The sequence below is a fragment of the Streptomyces spiralis genome, from assembly GCF_014654675.1.
In the GTDB taxonomy this organism is placed as follows: Bacteria; Actinomycetota; Actinomycetes; order Streptomycetales; family Streptomycetaceae; genus Streptomyces; species Streptomyces spiralis.
Map to the genome: position 1 here is coordinate 55,631 of NZ_BNBC01000042.1, position 15,951 is coordinate 71,581.

The following is a 15,951-nucleotide window of genomic DNA, read 5'->3' on the forward strand; positions in this document are numbered from 1 at the left end:
AGAGTCCCGGAGGGGGCCGATCCTGTGAAGAAGCTTGCCTCGTCTGCCGCGCTGTCGGAGCGCGCCGATCGCATCGCCCGACGCTCCCGCGCCGGCAACTGGAAGAAGCCCCCGCGCCGTATCGAGCCGTCCGAGTGCATCACCTGCGACAGCTGCCTGCGAGGCTGTCCGGCGGAGTTCGGTGCCGTCTTCGACCGGGGCCTGGACGTGGTGATCGTCCCCGAGCTGTGCTCGGGCTGCCCCGCCTGCGTGCTGGAGTGCCCGGTCGACTGCATCTACGTGGACGAGGACTGGACCCCGACCGACGACGCGATGTGGAACCACATCGAGCTCACCGCCGAGAGTGCGGCATGAAGGACCCCGCAGGGCGCCCCGAGTCCCGCCGCGCCGCCAACGCCAGGAAGCGGATCAGCCGCCGTCCCAGCCGGCTCGGCCTGCCCGCCGGAAGCACGGCCAAACCGGACCGCGTCCGTGAAGCCGACGCCGGGTTTTCCGGGCTGCTCAAGCGCGTGTGGCGGCGCGCGGCCGAGGCCGGGGACCTGCGGGCGAGTCTTCAGGTCCTGCTCACCCTGGACGGACACGTCCCCGCCGGCATCCAGCTGCGCGCCCTGAACTCCGTGGAGCAGGCCGCCCTGACCGCGCTGTGCGGCCTGAGCTGGCGGGATGCGGACGACACCGCCGACACCACCGCGGGCGGCGCGGCCGCGACGCGGACGGCGGCGGCCGCCAAGGCGGCCCCCGACGGCGGTGAACCCCCCGTCTTCCTCGGCGAGATCGGCCTGACGGCCGGCGGCCGCATCGCCGTGCGCACCCCCGGCGCCCGCCCCCTCGACCCCCGTGACCTGGTCGGCGGGGTGCGCCGCGTGCCCTGGAGCCGTGCCGCCCTCGCCGCCTACCAGGACGAACTCGGGCGCGCCCACAAGCGCGGCGCCGCCCGTGCCGCCGACTGCCGCGCCTGGCTCGCCGCGCAGGGCGCCGCAGGCCGCGACGCCCTGCTCGTCCAGGCCCGGGAGGCGGCCCTGCGCACCGCCCCGTTCGTCCTCTACCAGGAGGACACGCAGTACACGAACTTCCGGGGCCGCAACACCCTGACCGGCAAGACCCTCTGGCCCGGCCACCCCGACTGCGCCCTCAGCGCGCTCATCGGCCTGCCGCTTCAGCTGTGGTCCGACCAGGACATCCAGCTGCTGGTCTGCCTCACGCTGCTCATCCGCTCGGCCGGTTTCGGCCGCATCGAGGAGGCCAACGGCACCCAGCTGACCGTCGACCACGTCGCCGACACGCTGGAGCGGGTGCGCCGCCTCTACAACGCCGTACCCGGCGCCGAGCCGGTGCCCGCCGCCGCCTCGCACCGGGTGGCCGACCTGGACCGGCTCGCCGGCGCACTGCGCGAGCGCCGCCGGTCGGTGGGCGCCCACGCCCAGCTGTACCGGGAGATCCACGGTGCGCTGATGCACAAGGTGGAGCGGGTGGCCGCCGCGCCCGGTGCCGCCGCCCGCGCCCGTCAGGACGCCGTCACCGAGCGTCTGCGCGCCGGGCTGCCGCTGGCCGGCCGTACGCTCGCCGAGCTGGGCGAGAGCCTGGCCGCCGCGCCCGGCTGGCTCGCCGAACCGCACGGCGGCTTCGGCACCGGCCTGGAGTCGCTGGTGTACGAGAGCGTGGCCGCGGCCGCGGACGCCTTCGGCGCCGACTTCGCGATGAGCCGCGGCATGCGGTCGCTGCCCGACCTGGTACGGGCGCTGCGCGGGGAGAGCTGGGCGGAGATCTGCGACTGGGACATCACCCGCTTCTTCTGCTGCGTGGTGCCCCGGCCCCAGGCCGCCGTCCACTTCGGCGGCTCTACGGCCGCGCTGGCCGACGCGGCCTGGGCGATGTCCTCGCGCATGCAGTACAACTCCTGGCATTTCGTGGCCGGCAACCTGCCGCGCGTGCCCGAGGTGACGGCCCGCGACCACTTCGTGCCGCCCGTCATCCCGGACATCGCGTTCTTCTCCGACCAGCACCACCACGGGCACGTCAACAACAACGTGCGGTTCTCGATCCGTTCCCCGCACGCCGTGGAGGTCGACGGGCGCCGCTTCGAGGGCTTCATGGACCTCAGGCTGCTGCGCTGCGCCGGTGACCCGTTCGACGAGCAGGACCTGCTCGCCGCGCACCAGGTGTCGGCGTTCATCGCCCAGGCCACCTCGCTCGCCGCCCGACTCGTCGCCGCCGGGATGGCACTGGAGGTCACCGCGTTCGACTCCGGCTGGCACTGGAAGGCCGTCACGGGCCGGGGGCCGGCGGCTGCGGCCTCCCCGGGCGGCCAGGTCCCCAAAGCGTCCTGAAGGGAGAGCGATGACCGCCCGCGGCATCAGCCACACCAGGGAACTCCTGCGGCAGGGCGAGCTGTCCGCCGTCGAGCACACCCGTGCCGTCCTGAGGGCTGTCCGCGAGCGGGACACCCTCGACGCCTACGTCGCCGTCGCGGGCGAGGAGGCGCTGCGCGCGGCGGAACGCGCCGATGCGCACATCCGCGAACGGGGCGCCGACGCCTGGCAGGCCATGCCGCTGCTGGGCGTCACCGTCTGCGTGAAGGATTTGCTGCAGACCCGCGACCTGCCCACCGGCCGCGGCTCGCTGCTGCCCAACGACCGGCCCCGAAAGGACGCCCCCGCCGTGGCCCGGCTGCGTGCCGCCGGGGCGGTCGTCGTCGGCAAGACCGCCACCTCCGAGTACGGCTGGAGCGCCTCGACGGTCAGCCGCGTCGCCCCGCCCACCCGCAACCCCTACGACCCGCGCCTGAGCGCGGGCGGCTCCAGCGGCGGCGCCGCCGCCGCGGTGGCCATGGGCCTGTGCGACGGCGCGCTGGGCACCGACGGCTCGGGATCGATCCGGATCCCGGCGGCGTTCTGCGGCGTCGTCGGCTACAAGCCGTCCCTGGGCCGCATCCCGTATGTTCCCAACAGCGCCGACCGGCTCGCCCACCAGGGCCCCCTGGCCCGCACCGTCGCCGACGCCGCGCTGCTCGGGCAGGTCATGGCGGGCCCGCACCCGGCCGACCCCGACTCCGCCCTCGGCTCCCTCGACGCGCCCCGTGGCGAGGGGGTGCTCAGGATCGGCTGGATCGAGTACGACGGCACCTGCGAGGAGGTCCGCGAGGTCACCGAGCAGGCCCGTCTGGCCCTGCTCGGGCAGGGCCACCTGGTCGAGGACGTCGAGGTGCGCTGCACCCACCTCTACCCCGCGCTCGTCGACCTCCTGGCCGCCTCCGAGGCGGCCGGGGCCCGGCCCGAGGACGACGAGTGGGCCGATCCCGGCCGCCTGGAGGTGATCCGGCACGGCCGCACCCTCAGCGGCGCCGACGTGATCCGTGCCGAGGAGGTCCGCCAGGGCCTGCGCACCACCTTGCGCACCGTCATGGACCGCTACGACGTCCTGGCCATGGCCACCGTGCCCGTCGAGCCGTTCGCCGCCGGCGCCATCGGCCCGGCCTGGGCGGCCGACCCGCGGGACCTGCGGTGGCTGGCCTGGGCGCCCGCCTCCTACCCCTTCAACATGACCGGCCAGCCGGCCCTGTCGCTGCCCGCCGGACTGACCCGCTCCGGGCTGCCGGCCGGCCTGCAGCTGGTCGGGCCCGTCGGCGCGGACGACCTGGTCCTCTCGCTCGCCGGGCGCCTGGAGGCGGACCTGGGCACACCGGTGCATCCGCCCGCCGTACGGGCCCTGGAGCCCGCCGCCGCCCGGTGACCCCCACCCGTGGAAAGGACGTTTTCATGTACGCCAGGTCATGGTCCTCGCCGGCCGCGGAGGGCAGCGTCGGGCGGCCCTCGTTCGTGGCCGATCACGGGCTGTGGGACGACGCCCGTACCGACGCCGCCCGGCGGATCGAGGCGAGCCTCGCCGGTCTCGACTTCGTCCGTCTCGTCTTCGGCGACCCGCACGGACTGGCCCGCTCCAAGACCCTCACCGCCGAGGCGTTCCGTACCGTGCTGCGCAACGGCATGAACTTCAGCCCCGGGCCGTTCGTCTTCGACACCGGGCACGCCGTCGCCGTCGACTTCCTCGGCGAGCACGGCATCGGCGTCGACGAGATCGCCGGCGCCGGGAACTTCATCCTCGTCCCCGACCCGCTCACCTTCCAGGTGCTGCCCGGCGGCGCCGCCCGCACCGCCTGGGTGATCGGCGACGAGTACCTGCGCGACGGCAGCCCACACCCGCTGTCCTCGCGGGCCGTGCTGCGCCGCGTCATCGACCGGTACACCGGGCAGGGCCTGGCCCCCGTCCTCGGCCTGGAGGTCGAGTGGTACCTCACCCGGCGGCTCGACGACGCGCCCGGCAACACCGGCAACGGCTTCGGCCTGCAGGGCCGGGCGCCGCGCGTGGCCGCCCTGAACGCCGGCTACCAGTTCAACCTCGACGCCCACTACGACACCGTCGCCCCCCTGACCGACCCGCTGGCCCTGCACCTGCTCGCCCTGGGCCTGCCGCTGCGGTCGATGGAGCACGAGTCCGGGCCCGGGCAGGTAGAGACGACGTTCCACCCGATGTCCGCGCTGGACACCGCCGACGCGATGCTGCTCTTCCGCACGGTCACCAAGAGCTGGTGCGCCCGCCGCGGCCACCACGCCTCCTTCATGTCGCAGCCGCTCATCGACGCCGCCGACCCCAGCGGCTGGCACCTGAACCAGTCGGTCACCGACCTCGCCTCGGGCGGCAACCTGTTCGGCACCGAGGGCCCCTTCGGTGGCCTGTCCCCGCAGGGCAAGGCCTACGCCGAGGGGCTGCTGTCCTTCGCACGCGAGCTGTTCCTGCTCTCGGTGCCCACCGTCAACGGCTACCGGCGGCTCGACGCCCGGCACACCCTCGCGCCCACCCGGCTCGGCTGGAGCCAGGAGGACCGCAGCGCGATGCTCCGCGTCGTCGGCCACGGCGCCGGCGCCCACATCGAGAACCGGATCGGCGAGCCGTGCGCCAACCCCTACCTGAACATCGCCGCGCAACTGTTCGCGGGACTTGAGGGCATGACCGGCCAGGCCACCCCCGCAGACCCCGCGGAGGCCGGCAGCACCGCAGACCCTGACACCACCGCGGGGGCCGGCGGTGTTGCTCTGGTGCCGCAGCAGCTGCGCGAGGCCCTCGACGCCTTCCGCGCCGGCCGCGCCGCCCAGCTGCTCGGCGAGCCGCTGGCCGCCTGCCTCACCAAGCTCAAGGAGAGCGAACTGCGCCGCTACGAGGCCTGGTGCGGCCAGATGGCGCCCGCCGCGGGGCAGGTCACCGAGTGGGAGCAGCGTGAGTACTTCGGCGCCTACTGACCTGCGCCGCAGCGATTTCCCCGCCGAGAGCCCGTCCCCTGCCGGTCCCTGCGAAGAGGAAGGCCCCGCATGATTGCCCGTTACACGCTGCCCGAGATGGCCGGCCTCTTTGACGACCGATCCCGCTACGCCACCTGGGTGCGGGTGGAGATCCTCGCCTCCGAGGCGCAGGCCGCCCTCGGCCGCGTACCGCACGAGGCGGTCGAGGACATGCGCCGCGCCCGCGTCCCCGACCCGGAGCGGGTCGCCGAGATCGAACGGGAACGCGACCACGAGGTGCTCTCCTTCCTCGCCGCCTACTGCGAGGACATCCCCGACTCCTCCGCGCGCTGGGTGCACCTCGGCATGACCAGCTACGACCTCGTCGACACCGCGCTGGGCCACACCCTGGCCCGCGCCACCGACCTGCTCACCGGCGCCGCCCGGCACCTGCGCCGGGTGCTGACCGACAGGGCCCTGGAGCACTGGGACACCGCGATGGTGGGCCGCACCCACGGCGTGCACGCCGAACCCACCACCTTCGGGCACAAACTCGCCGGGCACGCCTTCGCCGTGGACCGCTCGCTTGGCCGGCTCGCCGCCGCCCGCGAGGCCGTCGCCGTGGGCACCGTCTCCGGCTCCGTGGGCACCTACGCGCTGATCGACCCGCGCGTGGAGGAGCACGTGTGCACCGCCCTCGGCCTGGGCGTCGAGCCCGCGCCCAGCCAGGTCGTCGCCCGGGACCGGCACGCCCAGCTCCTGCAGGCCGTGGCCACCCTGGGCGCCTGCGTGGAACAGATCGCCCTGGAGCTGCGGCTGTTGCAGCGCACCGAGGTCCGCGAGGTCGAGGAGCGGCGTACCGGCGCCTACCAGGGCTCCAGCGCCATGCCGCACAAACGCAACCCCACCACCAGCGAGCGGCTGTGCGGGCTCGCCCGCCTGCTGCGCGGCTACGCCGACACGGCACTGGAGAACGTGGCGCTGTGGCACGAACGCGACCTCGCCCACCAGAGCGTGGAGCGGGTCATCCTCCCGGACAGTCTCTGCGTCGGCCACTTCCAGGTGACCAAGGCCGCCGAGCTGGTGGCCTCGCTCACCGTCGACGCCGACCGGATGCGCGCCCACATCGACGCCACCGACGGCCTGGTGCACAGTTCCTCGGTCCTCGCCGAACTCCTGGGCGCGGGCATGGAACGCGAACGCGCCTACCGCAGCGTGCAGGCCGCGGCGAACCACACCCTGGCGACGGGCGAGCACTTCGGGGCGTCCCTGGCCAAGGAGGGCATCGACCTGGCGGCCGGGCTCGGCCCCGAGCGCCATCTCGCCCATCATGATGTGATCCGCACCCGATTGGAGAAGCTGCATGAGCTGGAAGATTGACCGCGTGGCGGGGGCGGCGCTCGACCTGGACGAGGTCCTCGGCGTCTACCACGCCTCGGGCCTGGGCGAGCGGCGCCCCGTCAAGGACCGGGAGCGGTTCGCGGCCATGGTGAACAACGCCAACCTCGTGCTGGTCGCCCGCGACGACGAGGGCACGCTCCTGGGCATCGTGCGCGCCGTCTCCGACTTCTCCTACGTCACCTACGTCTCGGACATCGCCGTCGTCAAGGACCGTCAGCGCTCCGGCATCGGCCGTGCCCTGATCGACGCCGCGCGCGGCGAGGCACCGCAGGCCAAGCTCGTGCTGCTGTCCGCGCCCGCGGCCGTCGACTACTACCCGCACATCGGGTTCACCCGCCACGGATCGGCCTGGGTGCTCAACTGACAGCGGCTTGCCACGCACACGAGGGGCGCCGCCCGGAGACCCGGGTAGCGCCCCTCGTCCGCTGCGTCCCCCGCCTTCGGCCGCGGGCCGGTCAGCCCTGGAGGGGTGTGCCGAACCAGCGGGTCAGGGCGGTGCCCAGGCCGTCGGTGCCGCCGGTGTGGGTCCATGCGACGTGGCCGTCGGGGCGGACCAGTACCGCCTGGGCGCCGGCGAAGACGGCGCCGGCGTCGGCCGTGGCGGGGGTGGCCGTCACCACGTCGACGCGGCCGGCCCAGCCGGCGGCGGCCTCGCGCAGGCGGGTGTCGCCGGCGAGGTCGAGCAGGACGCCGCGGCCGGCGTGCAGCAGAGGGAACGTGTCCGTGTGGCCGTCGGGTCCGCTCAGCGGGAGCTTGCCCAGGCGGCGCCCGAGCAGCGGGTGGGCCACCTGACCGGTGTCGTCGGTGACGTCGTAGCGGATGTCGAGGTGGGAGACGATGCCCGCGAGGTGGCGGCGGACGGTGTCGTAGCCGGTGAGTTCGGTCAGGATCCGGCGCAGCGGCTCGGCCGGGGTACCGCCGAGGAAGACCATGCCCTGGGCGCGGGTGTTCATCAGCAGGCGGCGGCCCACCGGGTGGCGTTCGGCGTGGTAGGTGTCCAGGAGGTCCTGGCCGGCGCGGCCGGTGGCGACGGCGGCGAGTTTGAAGCCGAGGTTGGCGGCGTCCTGCACGCCGGTGCTCAGACCCTGGCCGCCGGCGGGCAGGTGGATGTGGGCGGCGTCCCCGGCGAGCAGGATGCGGCCGCGCCGGTAGTGGGCGGCCTGGCGGGTGGCGTCGCTGAAGAAGCTGACCCACTGGGCGCCGCCGCCGCTGATGTCCTCGCCGGTGATGTGCTCCCAGGCCTTCGCGACCTCCTCGAAGGTGACGGTGTCGTCGGCGCCGCGGGCGGCGGCGCCGTGCGGGCAGACGATGATGCGGTGCACGCCCTCCTTCAGCGGGGCGGCCATCACCATGCCGTTGGGGAGGGCCTCGCCGAGGTAGCGGGGCCTGAGGTCGAGGCCGGTGACGTCGGCGAGGAACATGGCGCGGGTCGCCTCGGTGCCGGGGAAGTCGATGCCGGCGAGCTTGCGCACGGTGCTCTTGCCGCCGTCGCAGCCGACCAGGTAGCGGGCGCGCAGCCGCCGCACGCCGTGCGGGGTGCGGGCGGTGACCTCGACGTGGTCGCCGTCCAGGAAGCCGTCGGCCAGGTCGAGGACCTCGTGGCCGCGGCGGATGTCGGCGCCGCGGCCGGCGGCCCAGTCGGCGAGGACCGCCTCGGTCTGGCTCTGCGGGATGCCGCGGGCGCCGAAGTGGGCGCCCTCAAGGGCGGTGAAGTCGAACTGGACGCCGCCGAAGTGGCCGACGTCGCTGACCTCGAGGCTCTCGCCCTGCCCGAAGCGGGGCAGCAGCCCGCGCTGGTCGAAGACCTCCATGGCGCGGGCGGTGAAGCCCAGGCCGCGGGACTGGCCGGTGGGCTCGACCAGCTTGTCGAGCACGATCACCTCGGCCCCGCCGAGGCGGAGTTCGCCCGCGAGCATCAGTCCGGTCGGGCCCGCGCCCACGACGATGACGTCGGCGTCCATCCTGGTGTCCTGCATGGTCGTGTCATCCCTCTTTAGTCAACGGTGGTCCGTGCTCGTGCGGGCGGGGGGTGGCCAAGGCGGCGGGCTGCGCCGGTGCGCGGGCGGGGTCGTGAGCGGGATCCTGTGGATCTTGGGGATCCCCGTGTGTCTCAGGGGGAGCCGAACCACCGTGCGACCGCGCGGGCCAGGCCCTCGCCGTCTCCTCCGCCCGTCCAGACGACGTGGCCGTCGGGCCGGACCAGGACGGCGGGCGTGCCCGCGAGCGGCGAGGCGTGCACCGGGTGGGCGGTGACCGAGTCGATGCGGTCGGCCAGGTGCGCGTGGAGGGGCGGCGGCGGGCCGCCCAGTCCCAGGAGCAGCCCGCGTCCGGAGCGCAGCAGGTCGGCCGTGGTGCAGACGATGTCTGCGACGCGGAGCCCGAGGTGGGGCAGGCGGGCGCCGCCCAGCGGGTGTTCGGGGCCGCCGACGTCGTAGCGGATGTCGAGTCCGCTGATCATTGCGGCGAGGCGGGTGCGTACGTCGTCGTAGGCGATGAGTTCGGCGAGCACCGTGCGCAGCGGCTCCACCTCGGGGCCGCCCAGGAGCAGCAGGGCCTGGGCGCGGATGTTGGCCAGGACGGCGGCGCCCACGGCGCGGCGTTCGCTGTCGTAGCTGTCCAGGAGCCCTGCGGGTGCGGTGCCGTCGACGGCGGCGGCGAGTTTGAAGCCGAGGTTGTGGGCGTCCTGGAGGGCGAGGTTGAGGGCCTGGCCGCCGATGGGCATCTGGCGGTGGGCGGCGTCTCCGGCGAACAGGATCCGGCCGTGCCGGTAGCGGGCCAGGAGCCGGTTCTCGTCGTCGAAGTGGTTGACCCACAGCGGGGTGCCGCCGGTGATGTCCTCGCCGGTGACGCGTTTCCAGGCGGCGGCGATCTCCTCGAAGTGCGGGTTGCCGGCGTGCTGGCGGACCTCGGCGCCGAACTCGTGGACCATGACCCGGGTGATGCCGGCCGGGTTGCGGGCGGCGACGGCGAAGCCGCCCGGGAGCCTCTCGAAGCGCCGGGTGGGGATGTCGATGCCGTCGACGTCGGCGCGCAGCAGTTCACGGGCGGCCGGGGTGCCGGGGAAGGCGGCGCCCATCAGGCGGCGCACGGTGGAGTCCTGGCCGTCGCAGGCGACGAGGTAGGCGGCGCGCAGCGTGAGGCGGCCGCCGCGGCGGCCGGTGGCGGCGGCCTCGACGTGCGAGCCGCGGTCATCGACCGTGTGCAGGGTGTGGCCGCATCTGAGGTCGGCGCCGAGGCCGAGCGCCCACTCCTCCAGGACGGACTCGGTCCTGGTCTGCGCGACCTTCCACTGCCCGGGGTAGGGGGTGGGCAGCGTCAGGTCCAGGGGGATGCCGCCGAAGTGGCCGCGCACCTCGCACGGCGGGCTGCCCAGGTCGGCGAGCAGGCCGCGGCTGTCCAGCACCTCCATGGTGCGGGCGTGCAGGGTGGAGGCGCGGGAGGCGGTGTCCGGGCCGTGGCGCCGCTCGAGGAGGGTCACCTGGATGCCGCGCAGGGCCAGTTCCCCGGCCAGGAGCAGGCCGGCCGGGCCCGCGCCGACGACGATCACCTGGGTGTCGACCGTTTCGGCGGGCCCGGCCTGCGGCGTGGGGCCGTGGGTGTGCGCGCCGGCCATGTCAGCGCATCCGCTCCGCGTGGTCCTTGGCGTGGCCGAGGGTGGCCAGGCTGTTGGTGCTGAGCGCGCCGTGCACATAGGCGCGGGCGTCGGCGACGGTGGCCTCGGGGCCGAGGATCCTGGCGATGTTGTCGGTGTTGAGGGTGACGGTGTGCTGGGAGCTGGCCACGGCTGCTCCGTCGTCGGTGTCCTTAAAGGTCCACACGCCGGTGTGCAGGGTCATCAGTGCCGGCAGCGTGACCTGCTTGTAGGCGATGCGGTGGTGGCCGATGGCGACCCGGTAGGACTTGGTGGTGTGCGTGGAGCCGTCCTTGGCGCGGGTGTCCATCTGAAGTTCCTGCAGGCCCGGGGTGTCCTCGGTGAAGCGGACGCGGGCCACGTGCGGCAGCCGCTCGGGCCACAGCCCGGCCTCGTTGACGAAGTCGAAGGCGTCCTTGGCCGAGCCGTCGATCGTCACGGTGTCGGTGAAGGAGAAGGTCAGCTCCTGTGCCTGTGCGGCGTGGTCGCGTTCGACGTTCTCCTTGAGGGCGGCGAGTTCGGCGGTGCTGTTTTCGTCCACGGCCCGCTCGATCCACAGCAGGTCGTGCGGGTCGTCGTCGACGGCCCGGTAGTCGTGCAGGAGCCGCACGCGTGAGGTGTCCCCGGTCATGGGTTCGACGATCCAGGTGCCGCCCATGGCGGCGACCGGCGGCGCCGTCACCTCCTGCCGGAAGGTGATGCGCAGGGCCTCGGCATCCAGGGTGCGGCGCGAGGTCCACGTCTTGGGCTCGCCGTTGGCGGTGGCCCAGATACGGATGCGTTCCTGGCCGGCGCCGCACTCCTCCCGGTCGGCGTAGATGGTGGGCGGGAAGATCCGCGGCCAGTTGGCCACCTCGGCCAGGAGGCGGTAGACGGCGGCGGCCGGTGCATGGATGGTGGTCTCGTGCTCGACCTCACGAGTCGTCATGGCGACGTCTTCTCCTAGGGGATGCTGGCTGACTGCGCGGACGTGGCACAGCGGCCGCGCGGGGAGGGGGCCTGCGCGGCCGGCTGCGCTAGAAGTTGCCGAGGCCGCCGCAGACGTTGAGGGCCTGGGAGGTGATGGAGGCGGCGGTGTCGGAGGCGAGGTAGCCGACCAGGCCCGCGACCTCCTGGGGCGTGGAGTAACGGCCGAGCGGGATCTTGGCCTGGAACTTCTTGAGGATCTCCGCCTCGCTCGTGCCGTAGGCGTCGGCGTAGCCCTGCCGCACCCGCTGGGCCATGGGTGTCTCGACGTAGCCCGGGCAGACGGCGTTGACGGTGATGCCGGTGGGGGCCAGCTCGTTGCCCAGGGCCTTGGTGAAGCCGACGACGCCGTGCTTGGAGGCCGAGTAGGGGGCGCCCAGGACGACGCCCTGCTTGCCCGCGGTGGAGGCGATGTTGATGATCCGGCCGCGGTCCTTGGCGCGCATGCCGCCGGTGGTGAGGACCTCGCGGGTCATCCTGAAGACGCTGTTGAGGTTGGTGTCGATGACGTCGTCCCACAGCTCGTCGGTGATCTCCGCGGTGGGGCCGCCGCCGGAGCGCCCGGCGTTGTTGACGAGCACGTCGACGGTGCCGAAGGCGGCGACGGCGCTGCGCACGAACTCCTTGACGGACGCGGCGTCGCACACGTCGAGCCGGCGGCCGTCGACGTCCAGGCCCTCCTCGCGCAGCGCCTTGGCGGTCAGGGCGACGTTGTCGGCGTCGCGTGCGCCGATGAAGACCCGGTGGCCCTGGACCGCCAGCAGGCGGGCGACCTCCAGGCCGATCCCGCTGGTCGCGCCGGTGACGAGGGCGACCCTGCGCGTGGTGTCGGACATGGGGTGCTCCTCTCAGGCGGCGCGGGCCCCGGCCGGGGACAGCTGGGCGTTGACGGCGTCGATCAGGTCGCGCGGGGTGATGTCGTCGGCGAGGTCGTCGTCGTCCAGGACGATGCCGTACTCGCGTTCGATGCGGCCGCCGGTCTCCAGCAGGGCGATGGACTCGTAGCCGAGCACCTCGAAGGTGGTGTCCAGGATGTCGCCGGCGAGGTCGACGTTCTCGTCGGCGCCCGCGGCCTCGAGAAGGATCCGCCTGAGGTCGTCGAGGGTGAACTGGATGCTGGGCATGGGTACTTCCTTCGCAATCTCGGGGCCTTGCGGCCCCAGCCGATCGGTTCTCGTGGTCGCGCGGGCACGGGCGCCCGGCGTGCCGGCGGCTGCGGTGCGCCGCCCGCTCAGGCGGTCGCCTCCCACCGGTAGAAGCGCTGTGCCATGGCGTCGGCCGGGGAGCGCCAGGTCGCCGGGTCGTACGGTGCGATGAACGGTTTGAGGTCGTCGCTGATCCGCACGAAGCGCGGGTCGTCCTTGGCGCCCTGGATCAGCTCGCCGCCGTTGTCCTCGTCGAAGTCCTGCAGGTGGAAGTACAGGCCGTTGAAGGCGAACAGCTGGCGTCGCCGGGTGCCCATCCGGTGCGGCATGTCCGTGGCGTCGAAATCGGCGAACAGCCTGGCGACGTCCGCGCCCGAACCGGGCGCCATACGGGCCACGATCAGCGTGCTGTGCATAGGTTTTCGCTCCTTGAGGAGATCCGGTGCGTGGCTCGGGGCGGGTTGGCGCACCGCCGGCGGGGACGCCGGACGCCGCACGGGCCGCCCTGCGCCGGGCGCCGGTCAGGGCGCCGGGTGCCGGGTGCGGGGTGGGGGTGCGGGTGCGGGGTGCGGGGGTGCGGGGCTAGTGGCCGGCGGCGCGTGTGTGCACCACGCGGTAGGTGTTCGCGTCGCGCTCGACGGTCAGCTCGGTGATGCGCTCGTCGTTGGTGCGCCGGGGCCTGGGCTTGCGCTCGTGCGGCAGGTCGCGGAAGGCCTCGTAGCTGTCCTTGCTGTCCCACTGGGAGTAGACGACGGCGAAGGCACCCTCGACGAACATCGCGCGCAGGCCCCTGAAGACGCTGTGCGAGCGGTAGCCGGGGACGTTCACCAGCCAGTCCTGGCCCTCGCCCAGGAGCTTGATCAGCTCGGCCTGGTCGGCCTCGCCGACCCGGTACACCTCGATGGCGGTGTAGTCGTCACGGTCCGGTGAGACCTCGATGCGGCCGCCGAGCCGGGGGTGGGTCTGGGTGAAGACGATCTCGTTCTGCAGCAGCCGGATGGCCGTGGTGATCTCCCGGAAGACGGGCAGCGTGCGGTGCTTGAACTCCTCACCGGCGTACCGCTTCTGAAGGTCCTCGCCGCTGCGCCACTGGATCAGGTTGGCGGTGCCGGGGCTGTCCTGCCCGGCGTGCACGGTGGAGGAGATCCATCCCTCGTAGGCCGCCGCGTCGACGATCTTGCCCATCTCGGTGAGCAACTGTGCCTGGTGCTCGGGGGTGTCGGTGGTGAACAGGTTGAGGACGGTCAGGTAGTTGTCCTGGGTGGAGATGATCGGCATGGTTCCTTCGCTTCCGTTCAAGGAGGTGCGTTACGGTCCCAAACAGGCGGGTGGGCCCCGGTCAGCGGGCGGGGCCGAACCAGCGGGCGAGTGCGTCGGTCAGCGGCATGCCGGTGACGCCGGCGGCGGGCCCCTCGCCGGCGGCGCCGGCCCAGGCGACGTAGCCGTCGGGGCGCACCAGGACGGCGCCCAGGCCCCCCTCGCCCTCGAGGCCCTGCACGGTGACGGTGTCGATCAGGTCGGACCACCCCCGGGCCGCGGCGCGCAGCCCGGCGTCGCCGGTCAGGTCCAGCAGCAGCCCGCGCCCGGCGTGGAGGAGGGTGTAGACGCTCTGTTTGACGCCGTCGCGGGTGATCTGCTGGTCGGGAAGGCGGCGGCCGAGCAGCGGGTGACGGTCGCAGCCGACGTCGTGGCGGATGTCGAGCCCGGTGACCATGCCGACCAGGTGGCGCTGCACGTCCTCGTGCCGCACCAGTTCGCCGAACACCTGGCGCAGCGGGTCGGCCTCGTCCCCGCCGAGGTAGAGGGTGCGCTGGGCGAGGGTGTTGGCCAGGATGCGGGCGCCGACCGGGTGGCGCTCGCTGTGGTAGGTGTCGAGCAGCCCCTTGGGGGCCCGGCCCTTGATGTCCAGGGCGAGTTTCCAGCCGAGGTTGACGGCGTCCTGGATGCCGGCGCTCATGCCCTGGGCGCCGATGGGCAGGTGGATGTGGGCGGCGTCGCCGGCGAGGAGGATGCGGCCCTTGCGGTACTGGGCGGCCTGCCGGCTGACGTCGGTGGTGGAGGATACCCACAGCGGGGTGGCGGCGCTGATGCCCTCGCCGGACAGCCGCCCGAACGCCTCGGCGACCTCCTCGAAGGTGATCGGGCCCGCTCCGGTGCGCAGCGGCCGTGCACGGTCGTAGTAGATGACGCGGCTGCGGTCCGGGCCGAGCGGCAGCACCATGACCATGCCGCCGGGCACCGGCTCGCCGCTGAACCGCGGCCGCAGCCTCACGCCCGCGATGTCGGCGAAACGCAGCTCGACGGTGGGCTCGGTGCCGGGGAAGTCGATCCGGGCGCTGGTGCGGACCACGCTGCGGGCCCCGTCGCAGCCCACGACGTAGCGGCCGCGGAGCATTGCCGTGCCCTCGGGGCCGGCGATGCGGACGCCTGCCCCCTCCTCGTCCTGCTCGACGCCGGTGACCTCGATGCCGCGGCGCACCTCGACGCCGCGCTCGGCGACCCAGCCGGCCAGCATGGCCTCGGTGAGGGACTGGGGGATGCCGCGGGCACCGTAGGAACCGCCCGGAAGGACACGGTAGTCGAGCGGCACACCACCGAAATGACCGAACGGAATGACATCGACATCGCCGAGCCGGGAAATGAGCCCGCGCTGCGCGAATTCCTCGATCGTGCGCGCGGAAAAGCCGAGGGCACGGGATTGACTGATGGGCTCGGCAAGCCGGTCGACGACCAGGACGGAGACTCCATTGAGACTCAACTCGCCCGCGAGCATGAGTCCGGTGGGACCTGCTCCTACTATGATCACGTCCGCGTCAATGCTGTTCATCCGCCCTCTCCCGACTGATGTTTGACGAGTATTGCCGGGCCACGGAGAAACGGTAAAGCGAATGCGGTACAGGCTTTTTACAAGCCGCTACAGAACTTGGCCGGGAATGTCAGATCTCTGGCAGGGATCTGGTACGGCGGCCGCGCCCGGCGCCATGCTCGGGCGGTGACTTCCAGTCTTCTGCCCGGCGCTTCGGCCCCGGCCGCCGATTTCGCCGACGCCGCCCAGGTCGCGGAACTCCTGGGCCGCTATCTGGTCACGCTCGACGACGAGGAGCCCGACGAGGCCTGGGCCCGCAGCCTGTTCACCGAGGACGCGGTCGTCACCTTCCCGATGAGCCGCCACCAGGGGCGCGCCGGCCTGGCCGAGTGGCACCGCGCCTCGCTCGCGGCGTTCGCGGCCACCCAGCATCTGGGCTCCCCGGCGGTGGTGAGCATCCGCGGCGACCGGGCCGTGTTCCGCGCCAACGTGCTGACCACGCACGTCCACCATCCCGGCGGCGACCGGCCGCCGCTCTTCCGCGCGGGCACGCTCGCCTCCGGCGAGGCCCGCAGGACCGCGGCCGGGTGGCGGCTGGGCGAGCTGTCGTTCCGGGTGCTGTTCACCGAGGGCGAGCCCCCGCAGCGGGACTGACTCGCGGCGCGGGACCGACCGCGCGGTGCTCGGGCGTCCCCGGCCGGGCCGCTCGGATGTCCGCGGCCGGGCCGC

The 15,951-nt window shown here is 73.4% G+C and carries 15 protein-coding genes; 7 read left to right on the forward strand and 8 right to left on the reverse strand.

Annotated elements, in window-relative coordinates:
• Positions 1-24: 24 nt before the first annotated feature.
• The 6 genes from IE318_RS33270 to IE318_RS33295 all read left to right on the forward strand — a co-directional run bounded on the left by IE318_RS33270 (position 25) and on the right by IE318_RS33295 (position 7,038).
• A complete protein-coding gene (locus IE318_RS33270) occupies positions 25-354 on the forward strand; it encodes a 4Fe-4S dicluster domain-containing protein (protein WP_086723334.1) in 330 nt (109 codons plus the stop codon).
• The gene (locus tag IE318_RS33275; protein WP_189906355.1) at positions 351-2,327 is read left to right on the forward strand and encodes a hypothetical protein; all 1,977 of its coding nucleotides are present in this window, start codon (positions 351-353) and stop codon (positions 2,325-2,327) included. The genes IE318_RS33270 and IE318_RS33275 overlap by 4 nt, the downstream gene beginning before the upstream one ends.
• 10 nt (positions 2,328-2,337) lie before the next feature.
• Positions 2,338-3,729 carry an amidase gene (locus IE318_RS33280; protein ID WP_189906356.1) on the forward strand — a complete coding sequence of 464 codons (1,392 nt, stop codon included), beginning with the start codon at positions 2,338-2,340 and terminating at the stop codon, positions 3,727-3,729.
• 26 nt (positions 3,730-3,755) lie between these two features.
• Positions 3,756-5,294 carry a glutamine synthetase family protein gene (locus IE318_RS33285; RefSeq protein WP_189906357.1) on the forward strand — a complete coding sequence of 513 codons (1,539 nt, stop codon included), beginning with the start codon at positions 3,756-3,758 and terminating at the stop codon, positions 5,292-5,294.
• Between the two features lie 69 nt (positions 5,295-5,363).
• Complete coding sequence (gene purB / locus IE318_RS33290; RefSeq protein ID WP_189906358.1) at positions 5,364-6,653, forward strand: adenylosuccinate lyase; 1,290 nt, start codon at positions 5,364-5,366, stop codon at positions 6,651-6,653.
• Complete coding sequence (locus IE318_RS33295) at positions 6,637-7,038, forward strand: GNAT family N-acetyltransferase (protein WP_189906359.1); 402 nt, start codon at positions 6,637-6,639, stop codon at positions 7,036-7,038. The genes purB and IE318_RS33295 overlap by 17 nt, the downstream gene beginning before the upstream one ends.
• A gap of 91 nt (positions 7,039-7,129) precedes the next feature.
• On the opposite strand, the gene IE318_RS33300 is transcribed toward IE318_RS33295, so the two are convergent.
• From IE318_RS33300 to IE318_RS33335, 8 genes are all read right to left on the reverse strand, one after another.
• Complete coding sequence (locus IE318_RS33300; protein WP_189906389.1) at positions 7,130-8,635, reverse strand: FAD-dependent monooxygenase; 1,506 nt, start codon at positions 8,633-8,635, stop codon at positions 7,130-7,132.
• Between the two features lie 149 nt (positions 8,636-8,784).
• Positions 8,785-10,287 carry an FAD-dependent oxidoreductase gene (locus IE318_RS33305; RefSeq protein WP_189906361.1) on the reverse strand — a complete coding sequence of 501 codons (1,503 nt, stop codon included), beginning with the start codon at positions 10,285-10,287 and terminating at the stop codon, positions 8,785-8,787.
• Between the two features lies 1 nt (position 10,288).
• Positions 10,289-11,233 (reverse strand): aromatase/cyclase, encoded by a 945-nt coding sequence (locus IE318_RS33310; RefSeq protein ID WP_189906363.1) that lies wholly within the window; start codon positions 11,231-11,233, stop codon positions 10,289-10,291.
• An 88-nt stretch (positions 11,234-11,321) separates the two neighbouring features.
• On the reverse strand, positions 11,322-12,107 hold the full coding sequence (gene fabG, locus IE318_RS33315; protein WP_189906365.1) for a 3-oxoacyl-ACP reductase FabG: 786 nt from the start codon (positions 12,105-12,107) through the stop codon (positions 11,322-11,324).
• A 12-nt stretch (positions 12,108-12,119) separates the two neighbouring features.
• Entirely contained in the window at positions 12,120-12,395 is a 276-nt protein-coding gene (locus tag IE318_RS33320) for a phosphopantetheine-binding protein (protein ID WP_189906367.1), read from the reverse strand.
• A 107-nt stretch (positions 12,396-12,502) separates the two neighbouring features.
• On the reverse strand, positions 12,503-12,832 hold the full coding sequence (locus tag IE318_RS33325; protein ID WP_030184109.1) for a TcmI family type II polyketide cyclase: 330 nt from the start codon (positions 12,830-12,832) through the stop codon (positions 12,503-12,505).
• A gap of 166 nt (positions 12,833-12,998) precedes the next feature.
• Positions 12,999-13,694 (reverse strand): antibiotic biosynthesis monooxygenase family protein, encoded by a 696-nt coding sequence (locus IE318_RS33330; protein WP_189906369.1) that lies wholly within the window; start codon positions 13,692-13,694, stop codon positions 12,999-13,001.
• Positions 13,695-13,755: 61 nt separating this feature from the next.
• The gene (locus IE318_RS33335; protein WP_189906370.1) at positions 13,756-15,243 is read right to left on the reverse strand and encodes an FAD-dependent monooxygenase; all 1,488 of its coding nucleotides are present in this window, start codon (positions 15,241-15,243) and stop codon (positions 13,756-13,758) included.
• A gap of 165 nt (positions 15,244-15,408) precedes the next feature.
• Here IE318_RS33335 and IE318_RS33340 point away from each other — a divergent pair, with 165 nt between their 5' ends.
• Positions 15,409-15,876, forward strand: coding sequence for a nuclear transport factor 2 family protein (locus IE318_RS33340; protein ID WP_051845128.1), 468 nt, complete (start codon positions 15,409-15,411; stop codon positions 15,874-15,876).
• The last annotated feature ends 75 nt before the right edge of the window (positions 15,877-15,951 follow it).